The 16,426-nt window shown below is 56.8% G+C and carries 14 protein-coding genes; 13 read left to right on the top strand and 1 reads right to left on the bottom strand.

The annotated features are described in order from the left end of the window. The first annotated feature begins 12 nt into the window (after positions 1 to 12). The 8 genes from DA792_RS15720 (at position 13) to DA792_RS15690 (ending at position 9,718) form a co-directional block, all read left to right on the top strand. Positions 13 to 1,179 (top strand): efflux RND transporter periplasmic adaptor subunit, encoded by a 1,167-nt coding sequence (locus DA792_RS15720; protein ID WP_107720940.1) that lies wholly within the window; start codon positions 13 to 15, stop codon positions 1,177 to 1,179. Position 1,180: 1 nt separating this feature from the next. Further along, positions 1,181 to 3,148, top strand: a complete 1,968-nt coding sequence (locus DA792_RS15715) for a MacB family efflux pump subunit (protein WP_107720938.1) — start codon at positions 1,181 to 1,183, stop codon at positions 3,146 to 3,148. 82 nt (positions 3,149 to 3,230) lie between these two features. Continuing rightward, positions 3,231 to 4,127: an NAD-dependent epimerase/dehydratase family protein gene (locus DA792_RS15710; protein ID WP_107720937.1), complete on the top strand. Its 897-nt coding sequence runs from the start codon at positions 3,231 to 3,233 to the stop codon at positions 4,125 to 4,127. Next, entirely contained in the window at positions 4,124 to 4,735 is a 612-nt protein-coding gene (locus DA792_RS15705; protein WP_107720935.1) for a sugar transferase, read from the top strand. The genes DA792_RS15710 and DA792_RS15705 overlap by 4 nt, the downstream gene beginning before the upstream one ends. Before the next feature lie 134 nt (positions 4,736 to 4,869). Next, positions 4,870 to 5,772: a nucleoside-diphosphate sugar epimerase/dehydratase gene (locus tag DA792_RS22870; protein WP_254679270.1), complete on the top strand. Its 903-nt coding sequence runs from the start codon at positions 4,870 to 4,872 to the stop codon at positions 5,770 to 5,772. Then, positions 5,769 to 6,743, top strand: a complete 975-nt coding sequence (locus DA792_RS22865; protein ID WP_254679269.1) for a polysaccharide biosynthesis protein — start codon at positions 5,769 to 5,771, stop codon at positions 6,741 to 6,743. Before DA792_RS22870 ends, DA792_RS22865 begins: the two co-directional genes overlap by 4 nt. A gap of 120 nt (positions 6,744 to 6,863) precedes the next feature. Then, positions 6,864 to 9,014, top strand: coding sequence for a YjbH domain-containing protein (locus DA792_RS15695; protein WP_159075292.1), 2,151 nt, complete (start codon positions 6,864 to 6,866; stop codon positions 9,012 to 9,014). Continuing rightward, complete coding sequence (locus DA792_RS15690) at positions 9,011 to 9,718, top strand: YjbF family lipoprotein (RefSeq protein ID WP_107720930.1); 708 nt, start codon at positions 9,011 to 9,013, stop codon at positions 9,716 to 9,718. The genes DA792_RS15695 and DA792_RS15690 overlap by 4 nt, the downstream gene beginning before the upstream one ends. Positions 9,719 to 9,828: 110 nt before the next feature. On the opposite strand, the gene DA792_RS15685 is transcribed toward DA792_RS15690, so the two are convergent. Further along, positions 9,829 to 10,026 (bottom strand): hypothetical protein, encoded by a 198-nt coding sequence (locus DA792_RS15685; protein ID WP_107720928.1) that lies wholly within the window; start codon positions 10,024 to 10,026, stop codon positions 9,829 to 9,831. Between the two features lie 250 nt (positions 10,027 to 10,276). Here DA792_RS15685 and DA792_RS15680 point away from each other — a divergent pair, with 250 nt between their 5' ends. The 5 genes from DA792_RS15680 to DA792_RS15660 all read left to right on the top strand — a co-directional run bounded on the left by DA792_RS15680 (position 10,277) and on the right by DA792_RS15660 (position 16,237). Then, entirely contained in the window at positions 10,277 to 11,467 is a 1,191-nt protein-coding gene (locus DA792_RS15680) for an MFS transporter (RefSeq protein ID WP_107722732.1), read from the top strand. A gap of 81 nt (positions 11,468 to 11,548) precedes the next feature. Next, entirely contained in the window at positions 11,549 to 12,685 is a 1,137-nt protein-coding gene (locus DA792_RS15675) for a capsular polysaccharide export protein, LipB/KpsS family (RefSeq protein WP_107720926.1), read from the top strand. A 137-nt stretch (positions 12,686 to 12,822) separates the two neighbouring features. Beyond that, positions 12,823 to 13,845: an aspartate-semialdehyde dehydrogenase gene (locus DA792_RS15670; protein WP_107720925.1), complete on the top strand. Its 1,023-nt coding sequence runs from the start codon at positions 12,823 to 12,825 to the stop codon at positions 13,843 to 13,845. Positions 13,846 to 14,253: 408 nt separating this feature from the next. Further along, positions 14,254 to 14,451, top strand: coding sequence for a hypothetical protein (locus DA792_RS15665; RefSeq protein ID WP_107720923.1), 198 nt, complete (start codon positions 14,254 to 14,256; stop codon positions 14,449 to 14,451). Positions 14,452 to 14,518: 67 nt separating this feature from the next. Next, positions 14,519 to 16,237: a DUF4139 domain-containing protein gene (locus DA792_RS15660; protein ID WP_159075291.1), complete on the top strand. Its 1,719-nt coding sequence runs from the start codon at positions 14,519 to 14,521 to the stop codon at positions 16,235 to 16,237. Positions 16,238 to 16,426 lie beyond the last annotated feature (189 nt).

The following is a 16,426-nucleotide window of genomic DNA, read 5'->3' as shown; positions in this document are numbered from 1 at the left end:
GAAAGGTCCGACATGAAAACCCCCCTTCGCCTCTTGATTATCATTTTGCTCTGTGGAGCGGGCTATTGGGGGTGGACCCAGTATTCGAACAAGGACGACCAAGCTCCGCCGCAAACGGCGCGTGTTATGCGGGGGGGCGTGTCCGAGACTGTGCTGGCCTCAGGTACGATCGAAGCCAAGCAATTGATCAGCGTCGGCGCACGCACTTCAGGTCAGATCGAAACCATGGCCGTCACTTTGGGACAAGCCGTGTCGGCGGGGGATTTGATCGCACAGATCGACAGTCAGGACCAACACAATGACGTGCTTCAGGCCGAAGCGGAGTTGGCGAATATCAACGCGCAGATTGCAGCGAAAAATGCGAGTTTGAAAAAGGCGCAGCTGTCTTTGGACCGGTTGAACGAACTGAACAAACAAAATTACGCCTCACAAGAAGATGTCGAAAGCGCGATTGCTGATCTGGCGGTTTATGAGGCCGAACTTGAGGCGTTGAGGGCGCAAAAATCGAGTGCTGAGGTCAATGTGTCGACCGCGAAAATCGCACTGGACCGGACCACGGTGACCGCGCCGATCAGCGGCACAGTTGTGGCCGTGGTCGTGGACGAAGGACAAACGGTGAATGCCAACACGACTTCGCCGACCTTGGTGAAATTGGCCAATCTCGATAAAATGCTCGTCAAAGCCGAAATTTCCGAGGCCGATGTGGTGCATGTCGCGGCGGGGCAAAAGGTCAGCTTTACCATCCTTGGTGAACCCGACAACGCTTTTGCCGCCACGGTGCGCGACATCGAACCTGCCCCCTCGGAGATCGAGGACAGCGACACGATTTCGACTGATGAGGCGATTTATTACAACGGTATTCTTGAGGTTGATAACCCGGATCATGTGTTGCGGATCGGGATGACGACACAGGTGTCTGTGGTCTTGGATGAGGCGCTGGATGTGTTGACCGTGCCTGCTGCGGCTTTGAATACGGGTGTAGAGGGACAGAGGTTTGTCGTGGTGTATGACGCCATCAGCGGCGCAGAAAAAATGCAGCCGGTTGAGGTGGGTCTGAACGACAAAGTGACGGCGGAAATCCTCTCTGGTGTCAACGAGGGCGATTTGGTTGTGATCGGAGCAGCCGTTGCGGCATCCACAGGCAGTTCTGGCCGCATGGGTCCGGGGATGGGGTTCTGATATGGCCGATGCCCCGCGTCCAAACCCGCTTATTTCCGCGCGCGGTTTGACCCGTAGTTTCCCTGCCGGGGACGAGGTCATCACCGTGTTGCGCGAGGTGGATATCGACATTTATCCCGGCGAAATGGTGGCCATTATCGGCACATCTGGCTCGGGTAAATCGACCCTGATGAACATTCTTGGTTGTCTCGATCGGGCCAGTTCCGGGACCTATATGTTTGATGGCAAGGATGTTGAGGATCTTGATCCTGACGAACTGTCGCGGCTGCGGCGTGAACATTTCGGATTTATTTTCCAACGCTATCAATTGCTGTCCGATCTGGATGCGGTTGGCAATGTTGAGGTGCCCGCGATTTATGCCGGGGTCGGGCGGAGTGCGCGGCGAGAACACGCCAAAGAGCTGTTGACCCAATTGGGCTTGGAGGCGCGTTTTGATCATCGCCCCACCGAACTGTCCGGCGGCCAACAACAACGCGTCTCGGTGGCGCGTGCCCTGATGAATGGGGGCGAGGTGATCCTCGCTGATGAGCCGACCGGCGCACTGGACACCAAAAGTGGCGATGATTTGATTGCGCTTTTGCGTGATCTCAACGCCAAGGGCCACACGATCGTCATGGTCACACACGACCCGAATGTCGCCAAACATGCCCATCGGATCATCGAGATCAGCGATGGCCGGATCATTTCGGATCAACGACAAGACGGCAAAGCCCCCGAGAATAAGACCGCCTACAAAGCGCAAATCCCACCTGCCAGTGCCCATATCGGCGCGACATTGCAGCGGTTGGGGGAGGCGTTCAACATTTCGCTCAAGGCGATGTTGGCGCACCGCACCCGCTCTTTTCTGACCATGCTTGGCATCATCATCGGCATCGCCTCTGTGGTGCTGGTGGTGGCGCTTGGCAATGGCACGCAGGAAAAGGTGCTCGAAAGCATCAGCTCTTTGGGCACCAACACGATCTCGGTGCGCGCAGGTTCGGGCTTTGGTGCGCGCGATTCAGGACGGATCGAAACGCTGATGCCCTCAGATGCCGATGCCCTGTCTTTGATGTCCTTTGCTGATAGCGTGTCTCCCGCTGTCTCCACACAGGCCTCGGTGATCTATCGCAACACCGAAGCCTCCGCGACGATCAGCGGGGTGAGCGGCGATTACTTTCAGGTGCATGCCTATGAGACCGTCTCTGGCACCGTGTTCAGTGACAGCGATGTCACGAGTTACACGCAGGTCGCGGTGATTGATGAGGACACCCAAAACACGTTTTTCGACACAGGGGTCGATCCTTTAGGGCAGGTGTTGATCTTGGGCCATGTGCCGGTCCGGGTGATCGGCATTGTGCGTTCGACAGGGGCCACGTTTGGTCCATCGTCGTTGAATGTTTGGGTGCCTTACACCACGGCGATGGCGCGGGTGTCGGGGCAAAACAACCTCGACAGCATTGGCATTCGGGTCATTGATGATTTCGATATGGCCGAGGCCGAAATCCAGATTTCCACGCTTTTGACCGCACGCCACGGCACCGAGGATTTCTTTCTCACCAACACCGACACGATCCGCGCCACCATCACGTCGACGACTGAAACTCTGACCTATCTTGTGGCAATGATCGCGGTGATTTCGTTAATCGTCGGCGGGATTGGCGTGATGAACATCATGTTGGTCTCCGTCACCGAGCGGACCAAAGAGATCGGTGTACGCATCGCCATTGGCGCGCGGCGCTCCGATATCGTCAGCCAGTTTTTGCTGGAGGCGGTGATGGTCTGTCTTGTCGGTGGGGTGCTTGGGATTGCGGGGGCCTTGGTTGGCGGGGTTTTGGTGGAGCGCTTTGTAGACAGCGTGCGGCTAAGTTTTTCGCTCACGGCCATTGTCGTGGCGTTCCTGTCCTCGACCCTGATCGGCGTCACCTTTGGCTTTCTTCCGGCGCGCAATGCCGCGCGTCTTGATCCGGTTGTCGCGTTGAGCCGTGAGTGAGGCGGCGATTTTCGGGACTGGCACCTTGGCGCGCGGCTCGGTAGCATGGCGATCAAAGATCTGAACAGGACACCACGCAAGTATGCCAAACCACCGCGCCGCATTTATCGGGGCCTCTGGGCGGATCGGCGCACTGTTGCGTGCGGCATCACGGGTGGACCCCGCGGAGCATGTACAGATCACATGGCAATTTCGCGCGCCTCCGCCTGACCCGGAGATTGGTTTTCACTGGTCTGACCTCACGGACCCTCAGCCCTTGATCAATGAGGCCGCGCGGCGCGGCGGGCTGGAGGCGCTTTTGGTCTTTGCTGGCGTGTCCCAAACCGGGCGCAAAGACAATCCGGCGGAGATGAAAGCCAACGTCAAGATCGTGGATGCGGCAATCTCAGCGGCGCAGTCTGCGGGGATTTCAAAACTCATCGTCGCGTCCTCTTCTGCGGTTTACGGTGCGGGGGTGGGGCATCCTTTTGTCGAAACCGATGCGCTCCACCCGCTCAACGCCTATGGGGCGGCCAAGGTGGAAATGGAGGCGCGGTGTGCCCGGCGTGCGGATGCCTTAGGGCTTGAAATCTGTTGCCTTCGTATCGGCAATGTCGCGGGCGCGGATATGCTTTTGGGCAACGCTATGGCGCGCGCGACAAAAGATGTGCCGTTGCGGTTGGATATATTCCCCGATGGCGATGGCCCGCGCCGGTCTTATATCGGACCACTAAGCCTGTTTCGCTTGCTTTGCGGGCTGATTGCCATGGATCAGCCTTTGCCACCTGTTCTCAACCTGGGAGTGCGTCATCCTGTGGCGATGAATGCGCTTTTGGAGGCGGCCGGGGTGCCATGGACGGCTGTGCCCGTACCAGTCTCGGGGCATCAAAACATCACCTTGAATTGTGCGGCTCTTTTTGACATCTGCCCGCAGGTCACCCTGGCCGACACAGCGGCAGATATTGTTGCCGAATGGCAGCGGGTGAGAGGCGCGTTATGACAGGGCGAAAGCGGCTTTTTGACATTATATTTGCACTTGTTTTGGCGGCTCTGCTTTGGCCTGTCTTTGTGGTCGTGGCGCTTTTGATCCTGACCCAAGACGGGGCACCGATTTTTTATGCGTCTGAACGGATGAAAACCGCAGACACCGGGTTTCAACTGATCAAATTTCGCACCATGACTGTGGCGCAGAATGACGGCGGAGTATCCGGCGGCGATAAGACAGCGCGCGTGACAAAGACCGGCCGCTTTCTGAGAAAAACCCGGATGGATGAGCTGCCGCAGCTTTGGAACATTCTGCGCGGGGATATGTCCTTTGTCGGTCCGCGGCCGCCGCTGAGAATCTATGTTGAGCGCTTTCCCGATCTCTACGCAAATGTCCTACACAATCGCCCCGGCGTGACGGGGCTGGCGAGTTTGTATTTTCACGCGCATGAGGAAAGCCTTTTGTCCAAATGCGTCAGTGCAGAGCAAACGGACCACGTCTATGCGCGCCGGTGCGTGCCACGAAAGGCGCGTTTGGATATGATCTATCAAACACACCAGTCTGTGTGTTTTGATATGAAAATCCTTGTGCTGACCTGTGCTTCGGTCCTGCGTCGGCGATAACCCTGGGCGGTTCTTCGCCGCCCAATCTGGGACTTTTTTGCATATAGTTTTGTTTTTGTGGATTTGCGCTCTTTCCCAAGCCTATGCTTTTTGCGAGGTAGGCGGGGGAATACACTTTTAAAGCGAGTGAACGCGTGTACAAAAAAGTACTCATTACTGGCCTGACCTCCTTGCCTGTGCGTGTTGTGCGCTCCGTTTTGATGGCAAACGACATCGGGGTTTTATTCGTTGCCCTCACAGCAACACATTTCATGCTCTTTGGGGTGGATTTCCCCGTGTCCTATCCTGGCATATTTTGGCTTTACCTCACTGTGGGGCTGTCTGCGCTGATCATGGCCTTCCGGCTTCAGCGGATCAAACTTGTGATGTTAGGCTCCGGCGACGTGCTTAATATTGCTCGCGCCAACCTCGCGATCATGCTGTGTCTGATGATCGTTTCTTTTGGTCTCGAGGTGCCGCATGCGCTGGCTCTTTCCCTGACTTTTGGGGTGTTTTCCTTTGCCGGGATGGTGGGCGCGCGCGCTGTTGCGGTTTCAGTGTTTGGTTGGCTTCGGGAACATTTACACAAACGCCAAACGGTTGCCGTGTTCGGTGCGGGCCCCGCCGGGATTCAATTGGCTTCGGCGTTGAGACAGTCGTCTGACATGCGTCCCGTTGCGTTTTTCGATGACAATCCCACGATGCATGGGATGGAAATGGGCGGCATACCTGTTTGCCCGCCGAAAGATTTGATTGCCAATATGTTTCGCCAATCAATTTCGAAGCTGATCATAGCCTTGCCTGAGAGTGCCAAAGCGCGACAGCAAGCGATTGTCGACATGTGTATTCGCGCCGATATTGACGTACAAATTTTGCCCTCCTTCATTGATTTGTTGGACCGGGGTAATGAAAGATTGCGCACTGTCGATCCTGATGAAATTCTTGGGCGCAATAAAGTTGATCTTGAGACCCCGGAGGTGGCCAAAAGCTACGCCGGACGCGTTGTGATGGTCACTGGGGCGGGGGGTCTATTGGCTCTGAATTGTGCCGCCAATTGATTGCGTGCCGCCCCGCCAAAATCGTCTTGTTTGAGCAAAGCGAATACAATCTTTACGTGGCCGATCTTGATCTGATCAAACGGACTGAGGTTGGTTCTGTTGAAATATGTTCCCGCCTTGGGTCCGTGACCGACCCGGTGCGGTTGCGCCAAGTGATTGACGCCGAAAAGGTTGAGATCATTCTTCATGCGGCTGCGTACAAACATGTGCCCTTGGTTGAGGGAAATGAGCTTGAGGGCGCGCGAAATAATATTTTGGGGACCAAAATATTGGCTGATGCCGCTGTGGCTGCGGGCATAGAACGGTTTATCCTTGTGTCGACAGATAAGGCTGTCCGCCCGACCAGCGTGATGGGCGCGACAAAGCGTTTGGCGGAATTGATTGTGCAGGATGTTCAAACCAGAGCAGCGGAGACCAAATTTGCGATGGTGCGGTTTGGCAATGTGTTGGGCTCGTCCGGGTCTGTCTTGCCGCTGTTCCAGTCGCAAATCGAGGCGGGTGGTCCCGTGACTGTGACGCATCCAGAGATGAGCCGCTATTTTATGGCGGTGTCTGAGGCGGCGCGTCTTGTGCTTTTGGCCGGAGCCTATGCCGAGGGCGGCGACGTCTTTGTTTTGGATATGGGAAAGCCGCAAAAGATCATCGCTCTCGCACGCAAATTGATCCACCTTTCAGGTCGCCGTGTCAAAGACCCGGTCACCGGAGAGGGGGATATCGAGATTAAAATCACGGGCCTTCGTCCGGGAGAAAAACTTTATGAGGAGCTATTTGTGGATGCAGATAGCCTTTGTAAAACACCGCATCCGAAAATTTTGCGTGCCGAGGAAGCGCATTTGAGCGAAATTCAGATTGCGGGGATGTTGCGCGAGGTTCAGGCCGCAATCGAGGGGGCGGACCCCGAAAAACTGCGCAAAGTGGCGATGGAACGTGTAGACGGCTATACGTCAACGCAAATGCCGCTCAAAGCGTGATCCTGCTTGTGGTCATGGCAATCACCCGCGTGTGACCGTGTTCCATCAGATCATGCGGATCGCATACGGGCTAGGCCATCGGTTTAATTCTGATATGGTGTGTAAAAAACGGGGCATAAGGTGAGTATCAGGAGCATGCAGGGACGGGAGACGGCCAAAAGCCTGATGGCTAAGGGCGCGCGTTGGGCGACACTCGGTGGCATTGTGACGCTTACTTTGGGCATGCCGACGGTGGCTGAGGATCTGCACACCTCTCGCTTTGGCCTTTATGGCTCCGCAGGCCTTTTGGACATGCCCACGGCAGAGACGGCGCCAGATGGGCAACTGAGCCTGTCGCACACCCGGTTTGGTCCCGTCCGCCGCACCACCTTGGCCTTTCAAATTTTGCCGCGCCTGTCTGGCAGCCTCAGCTACAGCGGCACAGACAATCTGAGCGATGAATTCGACGTCTATTGGGATCGCACCTTTGATCTCAGCTATCAGTTTTTTGACGAGGGCACCTATCGCCCCGCCGTGGCCATCGGTCTACGCGATCTGATGGGCACAAGTCTTTTGGGCAGCGAGTATATTGTGGCCACCAAATCCGTGGGCGAGCGCTTGCGCGTGACCGGGGGGCTTGGTTGGGGCCGTTTGGCGACGCAAAATGACCTTGGTTTCTCTATCGGCACGCGCGATGGTGACCTCCTGGACACGGGCGGCACACCTAATTTTGATCAATGGTTTCGTGGTCCTGTTGGAGTGTTTGGCGGGTTGAGCTATGATCTCAGTGACAAGATGACCGTTTTGGCGGAATATTCTTCCGACGCCTATCTGGCCGAAACGGATCGCGGCATCGTTACGCATCGTTCGCCTTTCAACGTTGGTCTGAGCTACCACATCACCCCCAAAATCACTGCCACCGCCTCTTATCTCTATGGCGACATGTTCGGGTTTGGGATCACCGGGTTTCTCAACCCGAAATCCCCAGGGGTGAAAGGCGGGCTTGAAAGTGCGCCGATCCCGGTGATGCAACGTCCGAGCCGCTCGGCCGATGCGCTTGGGTGGTCGGGGGCATGGATCGAGGATGGTAAAGACGCCCCTGCGATCCGCAAAGCGTTGGCGGAGGCGATGGCCAATGAGGGGCTTGAGCTTGAAGCTATGTCTTTGAGCGCAACGCGCGCCGAGGTTCGATTTAACAACACGCGTTTTGCCGCTCGCGCCGAGGCGCTTGGCCGCCTGTCGCGCCTGATGTCGCGGGCCTTTCCGCCGTCGGTCGAAACCTTTGTGATGACCGAAGTGGTCGAGGGCGTGCCCACACAATCGACCATCGTCCCGCGCACGGGTGTCGAGCGGCTTGAATTTGAACCGGCTGGCGAGATGCTGGCCGTGACACAATTTGCCGATCCCCGTGCTTTGCCTTCCGATCCTCTGGTGCGGCTTGAGGATGTTTATCCCCGCCTGCAGTGGTCTGTGTCACCCTATGTGACGGCCTCCGTTTTTGATCCCGAAAGCCCATTGCGTGCTGACATCGGTCTGCGTGGCAAGGTCAATTATGAGCTGATGCCGGGGCTGTCTTTGCGGGCTTCAACCTCGGTGCGGTTGAGCGGCAATATCGCCGATGAAGATGTTAGTGTTGATGACACCACTTTGCCGCCAGTGCGCTCTGAGGCACCGTATTACTCCAATCAGGTGCAGCTCGAAAATCTGACAGCCAATTGGTATGGTCACCCGGTTGAAAACATCTTTACCCGCGCCTCTGTCGGCTATCTTGAGCGCATGTATGGTGGTGTGTCCGGTGAGGTGCTTTGGAAAAAATCCGCCAGTCGATTGGCTCTGGGTGCCGAGATCAACTATGCGCTCAAACGCGACTTCGATGACCTGTTTGGCTTTGGCGACTACGACATCGTGACGGGTCACGTGTCCGGGTATTACGACATCGGCAATGGCTTCCACGGTCAGGTGGATATGGGCCGTTATCTGGCTGGCGATTGGGGGGCGACTTTTTCCCTTGATCGAGAATTCAACAATGGCTGGCGGGTTGGGGCCTATGCGACTTTGACTGATGTGCCCTTTGATGACTTTGGCGAAGGCTCTTTTGACAAGGGCATTCGGATTTCTATGCCCTCTGATTGGTTTCTCGGGACACCAACCACCGAACACAATGATTTCCTGTTGCAATCGCTCACCCGCGATGGCGGCGCGCGCCTGAATGTGCAGGGGCGGCTCTATGATCGTATCCGCGGCACCCAACAGCCAGAGATCGAAGACCGTTGGGGGCGGTACTGGAGATGACACAGCGCAAGAGGATACGTCTCACGGCGGCATTGGCCGCGCTCGGGGTGTCGTTTGCTCTGATGGGCTGTGGCAATGACCAGTCTGCCAAACGGGCCAGCGCAACGATCAAAGATCTCTCGTCCATGGCTGTGGGGAAGCTGGGCGGCAAGGGTAAAGCTGCGCCCCCGGTCGATCCGCGCGTGTCGATTGAGACCACCATGAAGGAAATCCCAGGGGTTCCGCTGCAATTTGTGATGCAAGAAAAAACCAGCGCCTATGCGGTGACTTCGATCTACGGGCAAAACGGCTCTGTGGTCACTTGGGTTGGGGCGGATCGCAAAACCACGAGCCTTGACCGCGGCATGCTGACGGCCACCCGTGGATTTGGCAATGATTTGATGTCTGTGGAGGACGGCGGGGCTGTGCGGCTGATCCGTACGAAACAGGCCGGGACCGTAACAAAAACTTACCGCTTTCTGGACGGGTTGGAGCGCACGACGCGTTTGACAATGACATGCGCGATCATTCCGGGGGAAACCCAATCCGTGACGTCGGGCGAGATTTCGACCTCTGCTCGCGTTGTGCGCGAGACGTGTCAGACCGCGACGGGCGGATTTTCTTTTGCCAACACCTATTGGATTGATGCAGGCGGCCGCATGGTGCAATCGGTGCAATGGGCCAGTGTCGAGATCGGCCAGTTGGTGTTTCGTCGCCTGAGATGAGCGCGCCATCGCCGCTCATGTCCCGCTCAGAATAGGTCGCTCACAGTTGAATTTAAAAGCAAAACGGCGGCCAGTTGGCCGCCGTTTCAAAATTCAAAAATTTTATGGACTTAGGAGTCGAGAGCAACTGCGAGCGCAGCAGCACCGAGCAGAAGCAAAAGGGCGCTACCACCCATGGAACCAGCGGAAGAGCTGGAGCCTTGGTCAACAACCACGGTAGGGGTCATTTCAGGCTGTTCGTAACCACCAGCTACAGAAGCAGATGCGGTTGCGATCACGAGCGCAGAGGCGAGGACAACATTTTTCATAATACGTATCTCCGTTACGATATATTACTCGGATTCTTAGCCAAGTTCAGTTTAAATTTCGCATAGTCTCTTGGTTCGGGAAACCCTAAATCTTGAGATAGGATAGGTTTCGCAACAAAAAGGCTAAGATCGTGTTGATTTCAGCTCACTTGTTGGGGCGGAAAAAAATTCTAGGACATACAGATCCCTTTCATGGGCTGGCTAAGCCGAATCCCGTTGGATTGGCGTAAGAATCTTTTGGGAGGGGATGATGGTCAAAGGCATTTTTTGGCTCGTGTTGGCCTACGGGCTCAGTCAATTTTATCGGGCTTGTCTTGCGGTGTTTGGGCCCGTCTTAAAGCTCGAAATTGGATTGGGTGCGGATGACACGTCGACGGCTTTGGGCCTGTGGTTTCTCACTTTTGCGGCAATGCAAATTCCCGTGGGGTGGTTGTTGGACCATCGCTCCCCCAAAGCCACGGCGATGACGCTTTTGGCGTTTGGCGGCGGCTTGGGGGCGATTGTGTTTGCGATGGCACAGGGGCCGTTGGGGGTCAGCGTGGCGATGATGTTGATCGGTGTCGGGTGTTCGCCTGTGTTGATGACTTCGCTCTACATCATTGCTCGTACTGCGCCGCCTGCGCGCTTTGGGACCTTGGCGGGACTCGTGCTTGGAATCGGCTCTTTGGGGAATGTTGCGGCGGCAACGCCTTTGACATGGTCGATGGAGCAGCTGGGGTGGCGCGGGACGTTGCTGGCTTTGGCCGCTTTGACGCTACTGATTGCTGGCGCACTTTATCGCTTTGTCCAAGATCCGCCTCGCCTTGAGCACACCAGTGAGGGCCCGCGCAAAGGAATGCGCGATTTGTTGAAATTGCGCGCGCTTTACCCGATCTTGTTGATTGCGATGGTCGCCTACGCTCCCGGCGGCGGGTTACGTGGCAGTTGGATTGGCGGCTATTTGTCCGATGTGCATGGGTTGAGCCCGGCACAGGTTGGCACGGGGACGCTCGTCATGGCGCTCGCGATGATCATTGGCAGCCTTGCTTTTGGCCCGATGGATCGGCTGATCAAAAGCCACAAATGGATCGTCGGCGGCAGCGCCGCGCTGACGCTTGTGCCCTTGGTGATGCTGTGGTGGGGCTTTGGTGATGCCACGGTGACAGTGGCCATTGTCTTGTTCGCGCTTGTCGGGTTTTTCTCCTCCAATTATCCGCAAATCATGAATCATGGTCGCACGCTGTTGCCACCGGAACTGGTCGGGCGCGGGGTGACATTGATCAACCTGTTCTCGATTGGCGGGGTTGGCCTGTCACAGATCGCTTCGGCCCGGCTGTTTGCCGCGCAGATGGGGGATGAGGGCGCTATGACGACGTCCTATAGCATTGTCTTTGGGTTCTTCGCCGTTACGCTGGTGATGGGCCTTGCGGTCTATGTCTTTGGCGCGCGCGATCCCCGATAGCCGCCTTGTGACGGTGGGGCGGCTGTCCTAAGACAGTGGTGCCCCTGTGGCACCGAGGCTTGATCTGGAGGCATCCCCGCGATGATCGCATATCTCAAAGGTTGGTCGACCAAAAAGGACAGCTTCTTTGCATCTGTCGCCAAGGCGGCGGGGGGTGGCATGGCTTTGCCATTGATCCCGCTGTCGTTTCAGGGCTTTCCCGAAAGTGACGCGCGCGCCAAGGCGGCGATGGCCGTGGCCAAACGTCGGCCCAAAAGCGGGCTGGTGCGGATGTTGAAATTTCGCCTGATCTGGGCGCAATACAATGGCGCGCGACGTTATTTCACCCGCCACCCAGACAGGATCGCGATGTGTTGGAATGGCATCACCGGCTCTCGCCGGGTGTTCATGGAGGGCGCGCGCGATGCGGGGGTGCCACGGCTTTATGGCGAACTCGCGCCCTTTCCCGGTCGGATGCAGCTTGATCCCAAAGGGGTCAATGCGCTGGGCTCTGTGCCGCGCGATCCGGGGTTTTTCACCGCATGGGCGGCGGGGCGCACGGATCGTCAGGGTGATGACTGGCGGGCGATGGGGGCCAACCTCACCGCGCGGCTGTCGCGGCGCACCGATGTGGGACAGGCGGAGGCTGATCTGTCAGACGAGCCGTTTCTTTTTGTCCCGCTGCAAGTGCCCAATGACAGTCAAATCACCATGTTTGGCGGTTGGGTTGGGTCCGTTGACGGGATGATTGCAGCGTTGGCCGAGGCCTCTGAGGCCCTGCCAGAGGGCTGGCACATTCGGATCAAAGAACACCCCTCAGCCAAGACCTCTCTGGCCGAACTGCTGGCCCGTGCCGAGGCGGCCTCTCATGGTCTGCTGCGTGTCGACAACCAAACCGACACATTTGCACAGGTGCGCGCCAGCCGCGGTGTGATCACCATCAACTCCTCGGTTGGGCTACAATCGTTTTTCTACGACAAGCCAGTGATCGTGTTGGGCGAAGCCTTTTTTGCGCTGTCCGGTTTGGTGCGCGTGGCCGGGGATCAAATGGCGCTGCGTCGGGCGATGGCGGAGGCGGAATCGCTCGCCTTTGATCCGGCTTTGCGGGCCACATTTATGAATTATCTTGATCAGGTGCATTTCCCGCATGTATCGGAAAGCCCCGGTGGCACCATCGAGATTGATCAAAACGCCGCAATGACGCGGATAATAGCGGCAAAGGCTGCCGTAGAGCACTAAAGCCTCTTTCCTCCAAACGCCCTTTCGCGTAAGGCTCCGCGCCAGTCATCCTATAGCGTTTCGAGAAAACCGGAGTCACGGGTTTTGGTCGAAACGCTCCGAAGGCTGAAACGCTTTAGACTGATGAGGAGACCCAAATGGGCTATAAAGTCGTCGTCGCAGGTGCCACGGGCAACGTGGGCCGCGAAATGCTGAACATCCTCGCCGAGCGCGAGTTTCCTGTGGATGAGATCGCGGTTCTTGCATCGCGTAAATCTCTCGGCACCGAAGTGAGCTTTGGCGACAAGACCCTCAAGACCCAAGATCTCGACACCTTTGATTTCACCGGCTGGGACATGGCGTTGTTTGCCGTTGGGTCGGATGCGACCAAAATCTACGCGCCGAAAGCCGCAAAAGCGGGCTGTGTGGTGATCGACAACTCGTCGCTCTATCGCTACGACGCCGATGTGCCGTTGATCGTGCCGGAAGTGAACCCGGACGCGGTGATGGGCTATGCCAAGAAAAACATCATCGCCAACCCGAACTGCTCGACCGCGCAGATGGTTGTGGCGTTGAAGCCGTTGCATGATCGCGCCAAAATCAAACGCGTTGTTGTGTCTACCTATCAATCGGTGTCTGGTGCGGGCAAAGCCGGGATTGACGAACTTTGGGATCAAACCAAGGGCATGTATGTGCCGGGCCAGGAACGTCCTGCGGCGAAATTCACCAAGCAGATTGCCTTTAACGTGATCCCGCACATTGATGTGTTCATGGATTCTGGCGACACCAAAGAAGAATGGAAAATGATTGCCGAGACCAAAAAGATTTTGGACACGTCGATCAAAGTCACCGCGACCTGTGTGCGTGTGCCGGTGTTTGTGGGCCATTCTGAATCGATCAACATCGAGACCGAAGAGTTCTTGGACGAAGATGAAGCCCGCGAAATCCTGCGCGTTGCGCCGGGGATTTTGGTGGTCGATAAGCGCGAAGATGGTGGCTATGTCACTCCGGTTGAATGCGTTGGCGATTACGCCACATTCATCTCGCGCATCCGTCAGGACGTGAGCATCGAGAATGGTCTCAACCTGTGGTGTGTCTCTGACAACCTGCGCAAAGGCGCGGCTCTGAACGCGGTTCAAATTGCCGAGCTTCTGGGCCGTCGGGTTTTGAAAAAAGGCTAAGGGAGGGAGGCCCAAAGAGCCTCTGATCTTTGGTTATTAAAGTCTTAAATCGTCACGCCTTTAACCTGAGACAGGGGAAAGGCGGAACGCTTTAAAGAAAGGGCGCTTGCGGGCGCCCTTTTTGGTGCCGATTCGCCTCCTGGCGGTCAGCGCCGCCGTCTTTTAAATGGATTTTGGGTCCAGTTTTGCCATTTTTGCGCCAAATGAGAGCGAAATGATGGAACCTATGCGGATCAAAAAATGCAGTTTTTATCTATTTATAATATTGAAATTAAATGATAATTTTTTAAATCCCCCTCGAATGGCGCGTTAACTTTAAAGTTTATTTATTGGCGCGAAGAAATTGTGGCGCTGTTATGTTCAGGTCGACTTACGACACCGCCACACAAAGAAAGAGGAGGGTGATTTATGTTTCGGGTGAAGATCAATCTCAGCGCCATTCGTCACGATCATTCCGAGCCGAAAGCGGAGGCGATAGATCGGATGGGAGATTGGGCCGAGGATATGGCAAATACCCAGCCGCGCCTGACGCGCGAGGAACTGTGCCGCACCTTTGGGGATAAATTCGGTGGCAGTGCGGGCAAGGGATATAAAACCGTAGCCTGATTGGGCGCGTTGATCGGCGGGCTTTTGCCGCGTGCGCCGTCTTGGTCCCTCGTCGCGGGAATATGACTTGCGTCTCGCCCGTGCCCATTGGACCTTTCCTCCGATCGAACAGGAGGAAACGATGTTTTCAAACCCCATTGCGAAACAATCCATTTGGACCACATCCGCGCTTGTGCTCTGCGCGATGACAGTGCCCGGCATGAGCCTGGCCGATAGTTTTACCGCCCAGTCAGACGTCACTGACGTGACGCTTTACCCAGAAAGCGCCACAGTGACCCGAAAGGGTCAGATCAACCTTCCCACTGGCCAACATGAGGTGACATTCACCGACATTCCGGTGGACCACTCTGTCGACCGGATCATCGCCAGCCTGCAAAGTAAGGTGACGGGGGCGACACTGGGTCCGGTCTCGTACACGAGCACGCCCACTATTGGCGATGCAGAGCTGTACAGATCGCCAGAGGCCAAGGCCGCGAAAGCCACGCTGGAGGCGCTTGAGGCACAGTTGCGCGATGAGACCCGCAAAGCTGATGCGGTGCGTCTTGAGGTCGCCGCCGCTGAGGATACATTGGCTTATTTGGGCCGGCTGTCCGCAGCGGAGGCGTCAGTTGACACCATGGCTGCCACGGCTGAGATGATCCGCGAACAATCACTGGCCGCACGCCTTGCCATGGCCGATGCGACCGCGCGCGCAGATGCGGCTGATCGCGATCTTGAGGCTCTCAAAGATGAGATCAGCCGCGCTGAAAACGCTCTGCACCGTCTGGCCCCGTCGAAGGGTGACCGTCTGTCGATCACGCTCGCGCTGGATGTGGCTCAGGCGGGCGATGTGACGGTTGATTTTAGCTATAGCGTTGATGATGCCTATTGGCAGCCGGTCTACACGGCGCGGTTGGACACCGAAACCGGGGCGCTGGATCTGACCCGTGCGGTGCAGGCATCACAGGAGACGGGTGAGAATTGGCAAAACGTGATGCTGCGTTTTGCCACCGACAATCCGGCCCGGCGAAGCGATCCAAATGAGGTCTACCCTTGGGTGCGTCGAATTTATGAGCCACGGCCAGCCCAGGAATTGATGCGCAGCGCGGATGCAGAGATGGCCGGGTATGCCGCACCGGTGATAGAAGCGATGGGCAGCATGGAGCAAAAGATGGCCACAGCCAACCTCACCGGCCTCAGCCTGACCTATAGCTACCCCACATCCACGACGCTCTATTCCGGTGCGGGGATGAGCGAATTTGCCCTCTCCGAAGTGGCCCTGTCGCCGGACCTTGTGGTGCGGGCTGTGCCGCTTTTTGAGGACACAGGGTATCTTATGGCGAGCTTCACCAATGACACGGGCGAAATGTTGGTGCCCGGTACTGTGCGGTTGATCCGCGATGGGGTGAGCCTTGGTCAGTCCCGTTTGAACACGGTTGTGAACGGGGCCGAGGTCGATCTGGCCTTTGGCGTGGTTGATGGCATTCGCGTGACCCGGACTTTGTTGGCGAAAAATGAAGGCGATCGGGGGGTGATTTCGAAATCGAATGAGATGTCGTCTGAGGTGCGGATTTCCGTTGAAAACCTTACGGCCAAGACCTGGCCGATTGAGGTGATCGACCGGGTGTCTGTGTCGGAGCAAGACGACCTCAAACTCGATTGGTCGGCCACGCGGATGCCCGATGTGACCGATTTGGACGACAAGCGCGGTGTGATGGCGTGGCATTTCGATCTGGATGCGGGCGAAACACAGGACATCAGCGTGAAGGAAAGCCTGCGCTGGCCTGAAGGGATGATGTTGGAGTAAGCCAAATAACACAGTCTAAGCGGGTGGTGCCCTGTTGCGCGCCACCCGCGCTATCGTCCGCGATTCGGCCCATATCGCGGTCAAACAGGGGCATCACAAAGTCGCCACAAAGCCGCCGCAGGCTTGCCCGACCCTCGCCCGGCCCGCGTCACTAACCTTTGCGGAAATTAACCATTTCCTGAGGGTTGC

The sequence above is a fragment of the Celeribacter baekdonensis genome, assembly GCF_003047105.1.
Classification (GTDB): Bacteria; Pseudomonadota; Alphaproteobacteria; order Rhodobacterales; family Rhodobacteraceae; genus Celeribacter; species Celeribacter baekdonensis_B.
This window is presented reverse-complemented; position numbering and strand designations above follow the sequence as displayed.